The 15,557-nt window shown below is 65.4% G+C and carries 17 protein-coding genes; 5 read left to right on the top strand and 12 right to left on the bottom strand.

The genetic code is table 11. The features are described 5' to 3' along the window. Nucleotides 1-72: 72 nt before the first annotated feature. Nucleotides 73-1,056, bottom strand: a complete 984-nt coding sequence (locus tag CVN68_RS02780; protein WP_100280853.1) for an aldo/keto reductase — start codon at nt 1,054-1,056, stop codon at nt 73-75. A gap of 112 nt (nt 1,057-1,168) precedes the next feature. On the opposite strand from CVN68_RS02780, the gene CVN68_RS02775 reads away from it, so the two are divergent. Beyond that, complete coding sequence (locus CVN68_RS02775; RefSeq protein ID WP_100280852.1) at nt 1,169-2,062, top strand: LysR family transcriptional regulator; 894 nt, start codon at nt 1,169-1,171, stop codon at nt 2,060-2,062. Nucleotides 2,063-2,393: 331 nt separating this feature from the next. Here CVN68_RS02775 and CVN68_RS02770 read toward each other — a convergent pair whose 3' ends face one another. From CVN68_RS02770 to CVN68_RS02755, 4 genes are all read right to left on the bottom strand, one after another. Beyond that, entirely contained in the window at nt 2,394-3,662 is a 1,269-nt protein-coding gene (locus tag CVN68_RS02770) for a hypothetical protein (protein WP_100280851.1), read from the bottom strand. A 267-nt stretch (nt 3,663-3,929) separates the two neighbouring features. After that, the gene (locus CVN68_RS02765) at nt 3,930-4,553 is read right to left on the bottom strand and encodes a hypothetical protein (RefSeq protein ID WP_158298679.1); all 624 of its coding nucleotides are present in this window, start codon (nt 4,551-4,553) and stop codon (nt 3,930-3,932) included. Nucleotides 4,554-4,561: 8 nt separating this feature from the next. Next, nucleotides 4,562-6,349 carry a LysM peptidoglycan-binding domain-containing protein gene (locus tag CVN68_RS02760; RefSeq protein ID WP_158298678.1) on the bottom strand — a complete coding sequence of 596 codons (1,788 nt, stop codon included), beginning with the start codon at nt 6,347-6,349 and terminating at the stop codon, nt 4,562-4,564. Nucleotides 6,350-6,560: 211 nt separating this feature from the next. Then, nucleotides 6,561-7,154: an NADPH-dependent FMN reductase gene (locus tag CVN68_RS02755; RefSeq protein WP_100280848.1), complete on the bottom strand. Its 594-nt coding sequence runs from the start codon at nt 7,152-7,154 to the stop codon at nt 6,561-6,563. Between the two features lie 71 nt (nt 7,155-7,225). Here CVN68_RS02755 and CVN68_RS02750 point away from each other — a divergent pair, with 71 nt between their 5' ends. From CVN68_RS02750 to CVN68_RS02735, 4 genes are all read left to right on the top strand, one after another. Next, a complete protein-coding gene (locus CVN68_RS02750) occupies nt 7,226-7,600 on the top strand; it encodes a winged helix-turn-helix transcriptional regulator (RefSeq protein WP_233503546.1) in 375 nt (124 codons plus the stop codon). 83 nt (nt 7,601-7,683) lie between these two features. Further along, nucleotides 7,684-8,154 (top strand): hypothetical protein, encoded by a 471-nt coding sequence (locus CVN68_RS22960; RefSeq protein ID WP_158298677.1) that lies wholly within the window; start codon nt 7,684-7,686, stop codon nt 8,152-8,154. 119 nt (nt 8,155-8,273) lie between these two features. Continuing rightward, on the top strand, nt 8,274-8,951 hold the full coding sequence (locus CVN68_RS02740) for a hypothetical protein (protein WP_158298676.1): 678 nt from the start codon (nt 8,274-8,276) through the stop codon (nt 8,949-8,951). A 50-nt stretch (nt 8,952-9,001) separates the two neighbouring features. Beyond that, entirely contained in the window at nt 9,002-9,676 is a 675-nt protein-coding gene (locus tag CVN68_RS02735; protein WP_100280844.1) for a hypothetical protein, read from the top strand. A gap of 26 nt (nt 9,677-9,702) precedes the next feature. Here the strand turns inward: CVN68_RS02735 and CVN68_RS23800 are convergent, their stop codons facing one another. From CVN68_RS23800 to CVN68_RS02715, 7 genes are all read right to left on the bottom strand, one after another. Further along, the gene (locus CVN68_RS23800; RefSeq protein ID WP_233503545.1) at nt 9,703-9,843 is read right to left on the bottom strand and encodes a DUF5597 domain-containing protein; all 141 of its coding nucleotides are present in this window, start codon (nt 9,841-9,843) and stop codon (nt 9,703-9,705) included. A 480-nt stretch (nt 9,844-10,323) separates the two neighbouring features. Further along, on the bottom strand, nt 10,324-10,527 hold the full coding sequence (locus CVN68_RS23795; RefSeq protein WP_233503544.1) for a hypothetical protein: 204 nt from the start codon (nt 10,525-10,527) through the stop codon (nt 10,324-10,326). Then, nucleotides 10,487-11,086, bottom strand: a complete 600-nt coding sequence (locus tag CVN68_RS23790; protein ID WP_233503686.1) for a beta-galactosidase — start codon at nt 11,084-11,086, stop codon at nt 10,487-10,489. The genes CVN68_RS23795 and CVN68_RS23790 overlap by 41 nt, the downstream gene beginning before the upstream one ends. A 255-nt stretch (nt 11,087-11,341) precedes the next feature. After that, nucleotides 11,342-11,485: a hypothetical protein gene (locus CVN68_RS23580; protein ID WP_199560335.1), complete on the bottom strand. Its 144-nt coding sequence runs from the start codon at nt 11,483-11,485 to the stop codon at nt 11,342-11,344. A 26-nt stretch (nt 11,486-11,511) separates the two neighbouring features. After that, entirely contained in the window at nt 11,512-12,414 is a 903-nt protein-coding gene (locus CVN68_RS02725; RefSeq protein WP_158298674.1) for a LacI family DNA-binding transcriptional regulator, read from the bottom strand. Next, nucleotides 12,414-13,955 carry a tryptophan halogenase family protein gene (locus tag CVN68_RS02720; protein ID WP_100280842.1) on the bottom strand — a complete coding sequence of 514 codons (1,542 nt, stop codon included), beginning with the start codon at nt 13,953-13,955 and terminating at the stop codon, nt 12,414-12,416. The genes CVN68_RS02725 and CVN68_RS02720 overlap by 1 nt, the downstream gene beginning before the upstream one ends. After that, nucleotides 13,952-15,502, bottom strand: coding sequence for a tryptophan halogenase family protein (locus tag CVN68_RS02715; protein ID WP_100280841.1), 1,551 nt, complete (start codon nt 15,500-15,502; stop codon nt 13,952-13,954). The genes CVN68_RS02720 and CVN68_RS02715 overlap by 4 nt, the downstream gene beginning before the upstream one ends. Between the last annotated feature and the right edge of the window lie 55 nt (nt 15,503-15,557).

The following is a 15,557-nucleotide window of genomic DNA, read 5'->3' as shown; positions in this document are numbered from 1 at the left end:
CTCGCCCCGCTTGTCACCGCGAAATACGCCCGCGCCGTTCGGCGCGATCGTGCCGGTGCGTCATCTCCCGTCTCAGCCGCGCACCAGCGTCTGCAGCGCGGCCGGATACCGCGCACCCTGCACTTCGATGCCGGCAAGCGCCTGCTCGATACGGGCCAGATCCTCCGCGCCCAGCGTAACGTCGGCGGCGGCAAGATTCTCCTCGAGCCGGTGCAGCTTGGTCGTGCCGGGGATGGGAACGATCCACGGCCGCTGCGCCAGCAGCCAGCCGAGCGCGATCTGGGCGGAGGTGACGCCCTTGGCCGCGGCAATCTCGCCGATCAGCGTCACCAGCCCTTGATTGGCCGCGAGCGCCTCCGGGGAGAAGCGCGGCACGCTGCCGCGGAAATCGTCGCTGCCGAACTTCGTATTCGCGTCGATCGCACCGGTGAGGAAGCCCCTGCCAAGCGGGCTGAACGGCACGAAGCCGATGCCGAGCTCCTCCAGAAGCGGCAGGATCTCCGCCTCGGGCTCGCGCCACCATAGCGAATATTCGCTCTGGAGCGCGGCGACCGGCAACACCGCATGAGCACGGCGAATCGATTCGACGCCGGCTTCGGACAGGCCGAAATGGTGCACCTTGCCGGCTGCGATCAGCTCTTTCACTGTGCCCGCCACGTCTTCGATCGGCACATCGGGATCGACCCGGTGCTGATAGAACAGGTCGATGCGATCGGTGCCGAGCCGCTTGAGCGCCGCGTCGGCAACCTCGCGGATCCGCTCGGGGCGGCTGTCGACGCCGTGGGTGGGAATGCCGTCCTTGAAACCGAATTTGGTTGCGATCACGACTGCGTCGCGGACCGGCGCAAGCGCTTCGCCGACCACTTCCTCGTTGACGCCCGGCCCATAGGCCTCGGCGGTGTCGAAAAAGGTCACCCCGCGTTCGTGCGCGGCGCGGATGAGCTTGATCGCCTCCTGCCGGTCGGTCGCCGGCCCATAGGCATAGCTGAGCCCCATGCAGCCGAGACCGATCGCCGATACCTCGAGGCCCGTGCGGCCCAGTTTCCGTTTTTGCATGCTTGTGCTCCTGCTCACCTCCCGGATACGCCTTCGCGATCCCCGTGATTAGACAAGGCAAATCACTTGGGCCTATGACTCCAGATCATGAAACCAGAATGGCAAGCCCGCGATGCGGCGTGAGGAACTGGGCAGTCTCGCGATGTTCCTTGCCGTCGCCGACGAGCGGAGCTTCACGCGCGCGGCGGCGAAACTCGGTATCTCGCAGTCCGCGCTCAGCCACTCGATGCGGCGGCTGGAGGCCCGGCTGGGGCTACGCCTGCTCACCCGCACGACCCGCAGCGTCGCGCCGACCGAAGCCGGCGAACGGCTGATCGAGACGCTTCGTCCGGCGCTCGACGAGATCGACCTGAAGCTCGCCTCGCTGACCGAGCTTCGCGAACGGCCCGCCGGCACCGTTCGGGTCACGGCGTCGCGACACGCGGTGCGCACAGTGCTCTGGCCCGTCGTCGATCGGCTGCTCGCCGCGCATCCCGACATCAACATCGAAGTGAATGTCGAGAACGGCCTCACCGACATCGTCGCCGAGCGCTTCGATGCCGGCATTCGTCTCGGCGAGCGGCTGGAAAAGGACATGATCGCTGTCCGCGTCGGCCCTATGCTGCGCCTCGCGGCGATCGGCGCACCTTCCTATTTCGCGGAGCACGGCATGCCCGGGACGCCGGACGATTTGGGCCAACACCGCTGCATCAACATGCGCTGGGTGAGTTCCGGCGGCCTCTACGCCTGGGAATTCGACAAGGACGGTCGCGCACTCAACGTCAAGGTCGATGGCCAACTGGTGTTCAACGACAGCGATTTCATCATCGAGGCCGCGGTCGCCGGTCATGGCATCGGGTTCGTGATGGCAGACCATGTGCCGCAGCAACTCGCCGACGGCACGCTGTTGCGCGTGCTGGAGGACTGGTGCGAGCCGTTCGACGGATATTATCTCTATTATCCCAGCCGCCGCCAGCCTTCGCCTGCGTTCAGCCTGGTGCTCGAAGCGTTGCGGTATCGAGATTAGGCTGCTCACCGTGGGCGATCTACGTGAAACGGTTAGACCAACTACGAGAATGTGGAGGTCTGAAACCCACCCCTTCCAGCCCTTGGCAGCGTCCGCTTCCGGCACCTGCGGGAAACCCCGGAACGTTCGAGAACTTCCGCGAAACGGGGCGCAGAATCGGTAGGTCAGGATCACTACGCCTACGCTATTGCCCTCCAATGCACGCCTTTCGAGAGCGAGGCCCGGAGCAGACCTTCCGACAGACCGCAAAGGGTGGCTACCCGACCGTCTTCCTGTCCGCCATTAGCCCTCGTCGCCATGTGCTCTTCTGGCTATGAGGAATCTCCTGAGCCTAAGGGGCGTCATGACTCCCCAGCACGGTGGACGCAGACAGTTCCGGCGCCACGACGGCGAGGTCGTAGCCGCGGATGAGCGCGCGCCATTCCGGCGTGAGGTCTTCCAGATCGGCGCTGCGCAAACGGCGCAGATCCACCAGGAACCAGTCGCCCGGCGGCGTGCCCGACGGGCGGGCCAGCATCACATCCTTGCGCCAGTCGCTGCCCTTGCCCGTGGTCGCATCGAAGTTGTGCACGGTCACTTGGCGGCCGACCCCGTTGTATCCGGCCAGCGCGCCTCTCGCGCCGGCGACGATGAGGTTGAGGGACTTCACGCCCTCTCCGTCGGCATGTTCAGCGACGAAATTGCCCAGGTCGCGCTGGCCGAGTGGATTGTAGCCCTTGTAGAGATGCAAGGCGCCGAACTTCATCAGTACGCGTGCCTGCGGCGCCTCGGCAAAATGCGTCACCAGCGTCCGCTTCATCAGCCGCGCCCTGCGCCCGTTCGGATCGCCACGGCGGGACTGCGAGGCCTGATAGATGGCGCGTGTTTCGCGCAAGGCGGCGAACAGCGCCTTGGCCCGGCCGCCGCCGTCCTGGTCGATGGCTGTCCCCGCCTGATCTAGCGTCGCATCGGTGGCTTTGAACAGGAACAGGTCCCCAGGTGAACCGGAGGCGAGTGCGGCCTGCGTCGCCGCCCGCTCCTGCTCGGCCAGCGCTTCGATCTGGGCGCGGGCGAGCGGGCCTGGACCGGCCGCCAGCATCTGTTCGAACAAATAGCCGCTCACGCCGAAGAACTCCTGGTCCAGCCCCCACAGCTTGAAGTCGGGCCCGGCGGCACCCGCGCAATCAGCCGCCGTCTGACCCTCGTCGCGGCTGTTGAGGAAGGCCATGGCGTCGGGATGGGAGCTCATGAAGTCAGAAATCTGCTGTTCCCGGTTCGGCGCTCTCAGCCGTGCGTTGACCACTCCGGCGGCCTCCGGCCCGATCTCGACGACCATGGCCGTCAGGCCGCCGGGCGCCATCAATCGACAGATATTCGTGGTGAAGGTGGGGATCTCGCGCGAAAAATGGCTCTCGCCGATGAGGACGTACCGGCTGGCGTCTATAGCCTCCGACAATATCGCGGCCCCTGGACCCGAGAAGCCCTCCGCCCGGACTGTTAGCGGCGATCCTGCCTGCGCCAGCCGGTCCGCGAACGAAAGCGACGCGACGGGCTCGGCGGGAGCGGAAGCCGCGCACAGAGTTGCGAGCGCCAAGGCCGCCGCAATCGATTTCAGCTTCATATCAACCACCCCTGCTATGTGAAGCGCCCTTGGGGCGATCTCTGCAAACCACAAGTTAAATCGTGGTCACAAATCTTCTCGCGGCCTGAAATCGGGCGCACTGAGTGAATGCGAACGGCCAAAAGCAGTCTTCGCCTGGTGGGTTGAACGCGGTCATTGGGGCGGGATAGGCGCACTTTGGCGGCTATCATCACATGATGTCCGCCATAGCCCTCGCCGCTATCGTGCTCTTCTGACTATGAGCAATGAGTCCTGAGCCTAGACAGATCAGCCAGCGCGTTCGGCGAGGACGATACGTTCGTCGAACCACTCGAACGCCAGCTGCCGCTCCATCGCCAGCACCAGCCCGAACCATTTTCCGCCCGGTTCGCTCGGCACCGCCCAATGCCCTTGATCGCAGCCGAGATGGCGTGCCGCGCCGGCGTCGCCCTTCACGCTCCACGCCTTGAGCGCCGCGGCGAGCGTGGCGCGGGAGGGATCGGGGCGCGCGCTGGCGGTGGGGCTCAGGTAGGGGCCGGTGCAGACGTCTCTGTGATCGAACTGGCCATTATCGGGCCCGTCCCAGCGGATCGTGCCCGATGCGTCGCTGTTGCCGGTGACGGTGAAGGTCGATCCCACCATGCCCATTTCGTCGGCGAGCGGATCCTTGTTCGCCGGGTTGTAGACCTTGGTCACGCGCCATTTGCCGACGATCTGGCACGGGCTCTCGGGCGCGCCGGCGTCGCAGGTCGGGGCCTTGGCGGTGGGCGATGGCGCCGCGACCGGCTTCGCCGGCACCGCGTCGGTGCGATTGACCGCAGCCGCGATCGGCGCCTGGCGCTCCCCTGCCCCGTCGCTTTGCGCAGCCCCGCATGCCGCAAGCAATAGCGGGAGAACAAAGGCTGGGCGCATGCGAGATCCTATCGGCTGGCGTTCACCAGCACGTAGCTAAAAGTCGATTGCCGGCCAAGGCCGTCGAGCAGCGCGTTGAAGTCGCTGGGCCGCAGCGTCTGGCAGCCCGCCGACCCGGTCGAGCTGTTGCCGCCCTGATGGATCAGCAGCGAGCGGCCGGCGCCGGTGCGGTCGACCTGGTCGGCACCGGTGAAGCGGCCGTCATGGTTGCTGTCGCGCAGCGCCGCCTGGGTCTCGGTCGCGCGGAAGAAGCGATTTCCCGCGAAATTGCCCGACTGCAGCTCGTATCGATAATTGCCCTCGACGAGCCGTCCGAGCTCCTTGCTCCCGTCGCCATTGACGTCGTTGCCATAGCCGCGCGCGGCGTACATGCCCGCCGGCTCGGTGTTGCCCTGGAAGACCTGCGCCCGATAGCTGCCATCGGGCTGGCGCGAGACGAGGGCGATGGTGTCGTTATATTCGCCGCGCCCGTTACCGGCGCCCGTCGACGAGTCGCTGCGCACTGCGACCAGCACCTTGCGGCCGGCCGCGAGGTCGGCACGCGCCTGGGCGTCGCCCGAGCTGTTGATGATGTTGGCGAAGTCGGCGCCGCTGCGCGGATTGGCGGGGGCGGTCTGTTCGGTGCGCGTGCTCTCGCCGACATTGGCCGCCGGACGATCGAACAATGCGAGCACGTCGCGGCGTTCGTTGGGATAGCGATTCTGGGTGACCGAGATCAGCTGGTTGGCCTCGGCGCGGCTGTAGCGCCCGCTCGCGGCGAGGCCCTGCAGATAGGTCGTGCGCTCGGCGTAGATGTTGGAGACCAGGGCGCGATCGTAGTTCGCCGAGTCGCGGCCGACTTCGCGATCGGTGCGCCGGATCGCCGCCTCCAGCAGTTGCGGCGCCCGGGCATGCTGGACCGAGCTCGACCAGGTCGCCTCGCGCACCGCGGCGTGGCGGGTGCCGAGGTCGAGCCCGGTGGCGTCGCGCACGCGCGTGATCGCGGGGTCATAATGGGTGCGCTCGATGAAGGCGTGCTGCGCGTCGCGGAAACCTTGGGGGTCGCGCGCTGCAATGTCCCGCCACCGCGCATTGAAGCCGTCACCGCCGATGCCGCCACCCAGCTCACCGGCCCATTGGCTGCCTTCGTTGCGCAAAAACGCCTGGAGCGTGCCGGCATTCGAGGAGAGCTGATATACACCGTACGAGACGCCGCCTGGATCGCCCGCGCCGGTCGACACCGTGCCTGGACCGCGGCCGCCACTCTCGTAGCGTTCGGAGACGCTGCCCAGCCGCGCCTGCGTCGCGGTGTCGACCGCGGTGCCCCCTTGCCCTTGGACCTGGCCGGATTGCTGGCTGCCCTGGACCTGCGTCGAGGCGCTGCCGCCGAGACGCAATTGCTGGTCGGGCCGGATCAGATTGGGATTGGCAAGGCCGTTGATCCGCGCGAGCGCGGCGGCGTTAGTGCCGTAGTGCGCTGCGATGCCCGACAGCGTCTCGCCGCTGCGCACAATGTGCGTGCCCGTGCTCGCCGCCCCGTCGGGCAGACGGATTGTCTGTTCCGGCGTGATCCGGTCCGGATTGGTGATGCCGTTGATCCGCGCCAGCGTCTGCCAGTCGGTCCCGAAGCGCTCGGCGATCCTCGAAAGCGTGTCGCCGGTCTTGACCGTATAGCTCGGTGGCGGCGCGAGCCGGTCGAGCGGCGAAGCCCCCGCCATGAGCCGGTCGAGCGGCAGCGAAGCGCTCGTTTGCGGCGTGGAATTGGTTCCGCTCGTGCTTTCGGTGCCCGTGCGCGTGGTTGCGTTTGCTTGCAACATGATCCGGCATGCTCTTCCAATTGCAGATGCCGATTTCATAGGCCTCCGCTGCGGCACGGCCCATCATCGGATCGACTAGTTCGATCGCCCCCGGGACCGGCGTCGTGCGCGCCTGTCCCGGGGGTCGGTCGAACAGCGTCTCTGGATCACTGCGCGCGCGGTCGCCTCGTTCGTTGCGGGGCGCAGCGGGAAACCCTTCCGCTCGTAAAGCTCAAGCTTCTGCAGCCTTCGCGGCGATCGTCGCCTTCGCCCACCAGACGAGGTCATCCAGCGCGGCCGTCGCGGAGGGGAGTAAAGTGGCTTCGATCTCCTCGATCGGCCGGTTTCCGGCCATCGGGTACACAGTCATGAAGTCGGCGCCGCCGATATGGACTGCCGAGCGGGTGGGCACCATTTGCAGCTCCACGCCGATCAACCGCAGCTGCTCGACGGCGCGCGACGCGCCGACGCCGCCATAGCCGATGGCAGTGAAAGGCTTGCGGTTCCATTCGGTATAGGCCTGATCGAGCGCGTTTTTGAGGGCCCCCGTGATCGAGCGATTATATTCCGCCACCACGAAAATGTAGCCGTCATAGCGGCCGACGGTTTGTTGCCAGCGGATCGCCTCGGGGTTCTGGCTCGGCATCCACAGGTTCGACGCGACTTCGTCGAAGAAGGGCAGCGGATGATCGCGCAGGTCGACCAGTTCCACGTCGATGTCGCCGCGCGCCTGCGCCTGCTTCAGGATCCATTGCGCCGGAACGTCGGCGAACCTGGTGGGACGCGTAGAACCGATGATGATCGCGATGCGGGGCCTGGAATGCATGATAACCTCGTATATGGTTTCTGGACGTAACCAGATTACAGAAGGCTATCACCATGGAACAAGGAGGCACCTTGGCGGCACCAGGTAACCCCGGGGATACCAATCCCTGCGAGCACATCAGCCGGATGCTGGCGCGGATCAGCGACAAATGGACCCTGCTCGTGGTCCGCGTCCTCGGCTACGGCCCCCGTCGCTTCAACGCGCTGCGCCGGGAAGTCGGCGAGATCAGCCAGAAGATGCTCGCGTCGACGCTGCGGGACCTCGAGGAAAACGGGTTCGTCTCGCGGACGGTAACCCCTGTCACGCCGCCGCAAGTCGAATATGCGCTTACCGATCTTGGCCGGGAGTTTTTGGGACCAGTCCAGGTCCTCGCCGGCTGGGTCGTCGAGAACTCCTCCCGCATCGACGCGGCGCGCGCCGCCTATGCGGAACGGCGCACGCTCTGAAAGCCTGAATGCCAGCGCGCGGCCGCTATTGCCCTGGAGCACTCCATCGTAGAAAACGCAGAAACCGAGCGGAAGGAAATCGAATGAAGATGCTCTTGAGCCTGCTGGCGGCCGGGTCGCTCGGCGCATCCGGCACTGTCGCAAAGCTCGATGCATATGTGGGAAAATACCCGCACGAGAAAGTCGGTCCCACGACCTTCCTGACCAACCCGGCAGTGCGTGCCGCGATCGTGAAGGCAGTACCCGACGCGGATATTCGCAACTTCATCGCGGACCGGGACATGACCACGGCGCCGATCCGGAAGATCGATGACCGCCTGCTGGCCTCTGGCTGGGATCACCGGAGCGGCGGCGACGTCAATTGGGCTGTGCTGATGTCGCGCGACGGGTCAAGGACCGCAGTCTGCTACTCGACCGGGGTCGAGCCGAATGTGCGAGGTGCCGATTGGTATGTCGATGGGGCGAAGGTATTTACGCTGTACGCCCGATGCCCGTCCGAGGCCGAAGATCTGAAGGCGCTCGGAACATTCCCGATCGGCGCCATACCGGGCTGAGGTCGCAAAAGCGGCCTCGAAGGCACCATTGCCGATAATCGCAATGACTAGCGCAAACTGCCTGCACGACCGCCATAGCGGATCGCCTACCCCTTGAACCGGTCAAAAGGAGAAGAGGCATGAGCGAATCCAGCGGTGGTGTCGGAGGTGTGGGGGGCGTCGGCAATGGCGGCGGCGGTGTGAACGGCACCGGCGGCACATCCTCGGTCGGGACCTCGAGCCCGAGTGCCGCGGACGTAGCCGATTCGATGGTCGACGCAGCGCACAGTCCAGCTGGCGTCGACACCGAGGCGCTCGGTGCGCAACTCGCGGGCCTGCAGGCAGCCGACCCTGCCTTCGGGAACGCCGTGCAGTCCGCGGTCGAAGCGCAGCTGTCGGCAGTGGACGCCGGGCGGCTCCAGGGTGCGATCGATGCCGCCGCAGCCGCCCAGCCCGGTCTGACGAGGCAGCTGACCACGATCGACTTGCCGGCGACGCCGGATATCACCGCCGTGAATCCGACCTATAGCTACAATCCACAAGGCCAGTTGGTGGATGCCTGTGGAACCCGGGTGACCAGTGTCGAGGCGCCCGATGCGCGACAGGCGGCGCTGGAGAAGTCTCTGGCCACCTATGACGAACATGCGCAAAAGGTCACCGGCGGCCCGATTTCCGGCCCCATGTACAGCGGTGCCTATGCATTGGGGGCAAGCGAGAAGACGCTGAATCAGGTCCACTCGGTCGGCAAGGTGCTAGACGGTTTCGCGGAACCTCTGGCGCAAAACGCGGAGACGATGCACGTGCCGATCGACCGATAGCCGGATCGCGCCCGAAGCGCGTCGGCGCGGCCTCTATCGATCGGAACTCCATGGTCATTTTGTCGGCGATTTCCCACTTCCTCACCCAGCATCCCTTCTGGTCCTGGCCCATGATCGTGGCGATTGGTGCGTTGCTGGGTCACGCGGCGGCAAAATGGCGAGGGAACGGGCGGTGGTATCTGCTGATGCTGCCCTTCTTCCTCTATGGCCCGATCAACATCTTTACCGCCCACATCTTCAACGCGCTGTTTCTCCAAGCGTTCGGAGTGGAGGGGACGGCAGTCATCACCCAGTCCGAGGAAACCAGCTCGACTCTGAACGACCAGAATATCTGGGCCTATGACGCAGTGATGAGAACCGCGGACGGCCTCGACGTGGTGACGCAGTTCGACACCATGTCCGCCAGCATCTATCCGATCACCAACGAGATCCTCATCCCGCCCGAAGGTGAGACATTCGTGGTGCGATATATTCCGGGCTTCCCGATCAATTTCGTCATCATGCGCGATCTCTCGCCTTATGGGAAAAGATACCGGATCGGCGAGGATCGCAGACCCGTCGAGAAGGCGGCGGCGCAATTCGCAGCCAGCCCGGGCAACAAGGCCTTCATCGCGGAATATCGGGAAGCCTTGACCGCCTTCATCGCCAAACACCGCGGGGACGCAGGTCCCGCCGTGATCGCCGACTATCAGGCCCGGCTCGATACGCTACCGCCTGCGGATTGACCGCGCCGTGCCGCGCAGAAGCGAAGTCATCGGAAGGTCCCCATGGTGACGCGCAGAAGCACCGGGACACTGGTGAAGTTCAGGCCATAATCGATCTGATCGCCATTCCAGCGCCGCGTCATGATCCATTTCCCCCCTTCGAAACGACCTTCTTCGGCGCGCATCATCTGTGCCTGCTCGCCGGCGGGGCTTCGTCAATGCAATGCGGACGCGCACATCGCTACCGCTGATCAGGAACGTGTCGGCCCGAGCTGCGCGACGACCGTCCCGCCGACCGGGGCTTCGGCCAACGGATGCGGGTCCACCTTGGTCCAGCTGGACCAGCCGGGCTCACCCATCTGCCAAAGGCCGTATTCCGCCTGATCCGCCAGCGGCCCATTTCGGTCGCCTGCTCCTTTGCGCCCTTGGCCGTGCCCCATGTTGGGTTATCGAACGCGATCCTCGCCCAGTCCCGCGCCATCGGCGCGAACAGGCGATAGGGAGCGGCGAACGCCTGAAAGGTCGCTTCGTCGAACTCCTTTGCGCCGAGCGGATAGTTGAAGAAGCCGGTCCATCCATGCCGAACGGCGCGAAACCGATCGCCCCCCGCCCGAGCGTCGGCCAGAGGAAGCGGGCATAATCGCGCGCGTTGCCGATCTCGGGCACCATCAGAGCATTGTCGGGCCGCGCGTATTTCTCCAGAAAGCTCGACACCGCGACGGGATCGGCGTGTAGATGTCCGGCGCGAGCAGGTCGATATGCGGCGCGGCCGCTTTCCAGACGGGATCACGTTCCAAATTGGGTCCGCCGGACGGCCCGACATTTCCGCCTTCATCGGTGAATGCATCGCCCAGCGCGGCGTTGACGTACATCGGCAGCGGCTTCACTGCTTTGCCGGCTTCGGCGATCTCGTCGATGTAGCGCGCCAAATGCCAGGTCTGGAAATATTGCTCGGCGCGCTTGCCGAATGTTTCGGTCCAGCTGCCCGGCTTCACTTTCAACGCCTTGGCGAGTTCGGTCGGCACCGGCCCATGGAACAGTCGATCGGCCGCAGGGGCATGATCGCGCGCCAGCCCGTAGCTGCCGGCTTCGTTCTCTGGCTGGACCATGATCACCACATGGTCGCGGTCGATCTTCGCCAGATGGCGCATCAGCGCGACGAAGGCACGTTTGTCGGCCTCCAGCGTGTTCGGTCCATGCGGGCTCAAGGCGTAATGGGCAGTGCCGTCGGCCTTGCGCATGCGCGGAAACCGCACGGTGTCGCGCTTCACCCATTCGGGCGCATAGCTGTTTCCGGTGTTCTTCCACGTCGCGAACCAGAGCAGCACGAGGCGGACCTTCCGCGCGCGCCGCCTGCTCCACCAACGCATCGAGGAAGGAGAAATCGAACTTGCCTTCGACCGGCTCGACCTGCTCCCACGCGATCGGCATCTCGAGCGTGTTTGCGTGCATCGCCTGCACGACCGGCCAGACCTCGGGCAGCATCGCGGGGTAATTGCTCGAATTATTCGCCTGCGCGCCAGCATCAGGAAGGGCCCGCCATCGACGATGAGAGCGTGGCGCCCTCCCTTCGATTCGAGCCTGGGCATCTCCTGCGCGGCAGCCGGTACGGCGATCAGGAGCGCCGCAGCCAGAAGCTTCCATTTGCCGGTTATGCTGCGCAGCATCATACTCTCCAAAGTCAGTTTACGCGCCACCGTCAGCGGGTGGAGCATCCGAGCCGCGATACGCGATCGTATGCTCGAGCATCACCTTGCGTACCGGCGGGGCATCGCCTTGCGCTATCGCGGCGAGTTCATCCGCGAGCTGCCCGAGTGCCCATATTGCCATCGAACCAAGCGGCTGGGAAACGGTGGTCAGTTGCGGGAAACAGCATCCGCGCGATTTCGCTGTCGTCGAATCCACAGACCGAAAGCGATCGGGGAATCGCGATTCCGCGTCCACGCGCCACGCTGATCACCGCTGCCGCCCATATCGTCGTTCGAGGCGAAGATCGCAGTCGGCGGCGGCCGGAGCGACAGGGCTTGCTCCGCGATCCCGATGGCTGTCCCGAAGGTGTAATCGCCTTCCCATTGCAGTGCAGGGTCGGACACGAGGCCGAACTCCACCAAAGCGGCTTCGAAGCCGGCGCGGCGTCTGCCCGAAGAGCGATGGCGCGCGTGGCCCGCGATCAGGCCGATGCGCCGGTGGCCGAGCTTGAGCAGATAGGTCGTCAGCTCGAACGCCGCGCGGGTGTCGTCGATGCCAATGGTCGACAGCGAGGGGTCTTCGTCGCTGCAGCCGATCGCCAGGATGCGGATCCCCGCGCCGGTGAGAACGATCCGGAGACGCGCGTCGTCGCACAGCGGCGGGGACAGGATCGCGCCGTCGACTCCGAGAGTCTTCATGTTGGCGAGCGTCTGAAGCGGGTCGTCGTCGCTGCGCACACGCAGAAAGATCAGCTTGATGTCCGGCCGGCTCGGCTCCTCCATCACGGACCCGACCATGTCCCCGAGAATAGTCGCGTTCGGCGCGTCGAACAGGAAGGCGATGCGATGCGCCTGCCGGGTGAAAGCGAGCGCCTTCGCAGTGGAATTGGGAATGTAGTTCAGCTCGCGGACCGCTTGCTCGACGATCGCACGTGTTCTGGGCCGCACCGCTACTTCGCTATTCAGGACCCGCGACACGGTCATCATCGAAACGCCGGCGCGTTGCGCGACGTCCCGCAGCGTGGCGGGCCGCGGCGGACCGGGATGCGTAGTGCCTTCCTTTTCCCGCATCACATCGCCACCGGCCGCGCCGCCGCGCAATGCTGCGCAATATAGTGCGCGTGCGTGGGCATCGCCTCGGCGGTGCGCTTCACGATATCGCGCAGATGCGCCAGATATCGGCTGGTCTCGTCCACGGCGAGCATCGCGGCCAGCGGATCCGCGCTCTCCGGGACGATGTTCTGGCCCAGCAACACGGCGATCCAGCTCTCTTCGGTGAACAGTTCGCCCGAACCTCGGAAGATGCGCCCCTTCCCTCGCCAGAGCGCGATCCGCTGGGCGAGGCTGTCGGGAATCTCCATCGTGCGGCAATAGTTCCAGAGATCGGAATCGCTGCGCTCGGTCGCGTGATAATGCAGCACGATGAAGTCGCGGACATGCTCATATTCCGCGACGAGCGCGCGATTATATTCGTCGATCTCGACCTGGCTGAAGCCACGGTCGGGGAACAGCGCCATCAGCCGGAAGATACCGGACTGGATCAGATGGATGCTGGTGGATTCTAGCGGCTCGATGAAGCCGGCCGACAGCCCGATCGCGACGCAGTTCTTCTCCCACAGCTTCTCGCGCCGGCCGGGGGTGAATCGCAACACGCGCGGTTCGGCGATCGGCGGCTCCTCGAGTCCGGCGAGCAGCGCCTCCCGGGCAGCGTCGTCGTCGATATGCCCGCTCGAATAGACATGCCCGTTGCCGACACGATGTTGCAGCGGGATGCGCCAGCGCCAACCCGCCCGGTCGGCGGTGGAGCGCGTAAAGGGAACCGGAGGCCCGGCCGTCGACGACGGTACGGCGACAGCGCTGTCACATGGAAGCCAGTGTTGCCAGCTGCGATAGGACACCCCCAGCGTCCCTTGGATCAGCAGGCCCCGGAAGCCGCTGCAATCGACAAAGAAATCCCCCTCGATGCGGCGTCCGTCGGCGAGGACGACCGCGGTGAGGAACCCGTCGGGTTCCGATTGTTCGGCGGTGGCGATCTTGCCTTCGATCCGGACCACACCAGCGCGCCCGGCATAATCCCGGAGAAACCGGGCATATAGGCCGGCGTCGAAATGATAGGCGTAGGACAGGCCCGACAGGACGGCCTCGGGGTTGGTGGCCGGCCTGGCAAAACGCCCGCGCGTCGCCGCGGCGATCGCGATCGCATAGTCGCTGATCGGGCCGGGATCGCTCACCGCACGCTGCAGCAAGTGCTGGCGCAGCCAGATCTGATGGAAATTGATGCCCATCATGGGCCGCCCATATTTGCCGAAGGGGTGGATATATCGCTCGCCGAGCTTTCCCCAATCGACGAATTCGATGCCGAGCTTGAACGTGCCCTGGGTCGCGGCAACGAATTCATTCTCGTCGATGCCCAACGCGGCATTGAAGTCGAGCAGCGGCGGTATCGTCGCCTCGCCCACTCCCACCGTGCCGATCTCGTCCGATTCGATCAGCGTGACGCTCAACCCGGTCGCGACCATTCGAGACACGGCGGCGGCGGTCATCCAGCCGGCGGATCCGCCCCCGACGATCACGAGCCGCCGCAGCGGCTGCGAACCCGACGCCCCGCTCATGCCGCGGCTCCCACGGGACCGAAGCGGTTGTTGATGGCGTAATCGATCAGCTCGCGGTTCGACGGCAAATTGGCCACGGCGAATGCCGCCTGACGGCGAACCTCCTCGAATGCCGCCCGGGCATCGTCATGATAGCGATACGCACCGGCGCGCGCCGAAACGTCCGTCTTCCAGCCCATGCCGTAGAGCACATATTGCCAGCTGGCTTCGGTGAAGATGTCGACATTGGGATCGACGTCCAGCTCGGTCGGCGGTCGGAACCGCCACCGTTCCAGCCGTTCGCGCAAACTGTGCGGAATGGAATTCTCCGCGACATTGTCGCGCCAGAAAGCGGAATCGCGCCGCTGCGAGAGACAATAATGGAGCTTGATGAAGTCGCGCGCGCGTTCGTAGCGCTGGAGCATGTTGGCGTTGAACTGGCGCGCGGATGTCTCGAAATCGCCGCCCCATGGGAAAAGGCTGGCGACCAGCCCTGCCGCGACTTCGGACATGACGATCCCGGTGGCTTCGAGCGGTTCGAAGAACCCGCTCGAAAGGCCGATCGCCACACAATTCTTGTGCCAGTTGACCTCGCGATACCCTGCGTCGAAGCGGAACTTGCGGGTCTCGATGCCCTCGGCGTCGGCACCGACATACGCACGCACCAGTTCTTCGGCCCGAGCGTCGTCGGTGTGGGCCGACGAATAGACGTGGCCGATGCCCCGCCGTCGATCGAGGCCGATATCCCAGACCCACCCCGCTTCCTGCGCGGTGGAGATCGTAAAGGATGCAATCGGCGCGCTGCCATCGCGGTAAGGGATCTGGATGGCGACTGCGCTGTCGCAGAACAGCACGTCGCGGCACGAACGATAGGGAACGCCAAGCGCCTTGCCGATCAGTTCGGCGCGAAAGCCCGTGCAATCCACATAGAGGTCGGCCTCGAGCAGCCCGCTGGCTGTGACGACGCCGGCGATCGCGCCGTCCTCGTCGAGCCTGACTTCGGATACCTGGTCGATCAGATGCCGTACGCCGTTTGCCACCGCATGTTCGCGCAGCAACGCCGCGAGCGCCACCGCATCGAAGTGGAAAGCATAGTTGAGGGGAGACACATAGTCGGGATGCGTCGGCAGCTTGGGCGCCCGATGCGCGTCCGCGGCCTTCTTCTGCGGGTTGGCGACTTCGTCCCAGTTCACATCGCCGCCCACGCCGAGGAGCCAGTAAGGCAAGAGTTCGAGCCCTCCCCTCGCCTCCGCATTCTGGAAAGGGTGCGCGTAATGGTCGGGGCCGGCTCCACCGGGCGCATGGCGCCAGTGAACGAACTTCGTCCCCTGTTTGAAGCTGGCCCCGCACCGGCGAACCAGCTCGGTTTCGCTGATTCCGATGGTGGAGAGCGTGCGCCGGATCGTCGGAAAAGTGCCCTCGCCCACGCCGAGGATGCCGATATCGCGCGATTCGACCAGCTGGATCGATACGCCGCCCGGCAGGTCGGCGCCGAGCCGTTTCGCGAGATACCCGGCGGTGAGCCAACCGGCCGTACCGCCGCCGACGATCAGAATGCGCTTGGCCATGGCACCTCTCGGGCTGCGGGCGATCACCGGAAGCTAGTCTCCGATGATCGCCGTC

The organism is Sphingomonas psychrotolerans, from assembly GCF_002796605.1.
GTDB lineage: Bacteria > Pseudomonadota > Alphaproteobacteria > Sphingomonadales > Sphingomonadaceae > Sphingomonas > Sphingomonas psychrotolerans.
This window is presented reverse-complemented; position numbering and strand designations above follow the sequence as displayed.

Coding starts and splice junctions, on each gene's coding strand:
- CVN68_RS02780 (WP_100280853.1), bottom strand. CDS start 1,056: ATGCAAAAACGGAAACTGGGCCGCACGGGCCTCGAGGTATCGGCGATC.
- CVN68_RS02775 (WP_100280852.1), top strand. CDS start 1,169: ATGCGGCGTGAGGAACTGGGCAGTCTCGCGATGTTCCTTGCCGTCGCC.
- CVN68_RS02770 (WP_100280851.1), bottom strand. CDS start 3,662: ATGAAGCTGAAATCGATTGCGGCGGCCTTGGCGCTCGCAACTCTGTGC.
- CVN68_RS02765 (WP_158298679.1), bottom strand. CDS start 4,553: ATGCGCCCAGCCTTTGTTCTCCCGCTATTGCTTGCGGCATGCGGGGCT.
- CVN68_RS02760 (WP_158298678.1), bottom strand. CDS start 6,349: ATGTTGCAAGCAAACGCAACCACGCGCACGGGCACCGAAAGCACGAGC.
- CVN68_RS02755 (WP_100280848.1), bottom strand. CDS start 7,154: ATGCATTCCAGGCCCCGCATCGCGATCATCATCGGTTCTACGCGTCCC.
- CVN68_RS22960 (WP_158298677.1), top strand. CDS start 7,684: ATGAAGATGCTCTTGAGCCTGCTGGCGGCCGGGTCGCTCGGCGCATCC.
- CVN68_RS02740 (WP_158298676.1), top strand. CDS start 8,274: ATGAGCGAATCCAGCGGTGGTGTCGGAGGTGTGGGGGGCGTCGGCAAT.
- CVN68_RS02735 (WP_100280844.1), top strand. CDS start 9,002: ATGGTCATTTTGTCGGCGATTTCCCACTTCCTCACCCAGCATCCCTTC.
- CVN68_RS23800 (WP_233503545.1), bottom strand. CDS start 9,843: ATGATGCGCGCCGAAGAAGGTCGTTTCGAAGGGGGGAAATGGATCATG.
- CVN68_RS23795 (WP_233503544.1), bottom strand. CDS start 10,527: ATGTACGTCAACGCCGCGCTGGGCGATGCATTCACCGATGAAGGCGGA.
- CVN68_RS23790 (WP_233503686.1), bottom strand. CDS start 11,086: ATGCCGATCGCGTGGGAGCAGGTCGAGCCGGTCGAAGGCAAGTTCGAT.
- CVN68_RS23580 (WP_199560335.1), bottom strand. CDS start 11,485: ATGGCAATATGGGCACTCGGGCAGCTCGCGGATGAACTCGCCGCGATA.
- CVN68_RS02725 (WP_158298674.1), bottom strand. CDS start 12,414: ATGCGGGAAAAGGAAGGCACTACGCATCCCGGTCCGCCGCGGCCCGCC.
- CVN68_RS02720 (WP_100280842.1), bottom strand. CDS start 13,955: ATGAGCGGGGCGTCGGGTTCGCAGCCGCTGCGGCGGCTCGTGATCGTC.
- CVN68_RS02715 (WP_100280841.1), bottom strand. CDS start 15,502: ATGGCCAAGCGCATTCTGATCGTCGGCGGCGGTACGGCCGGTTGGCTC.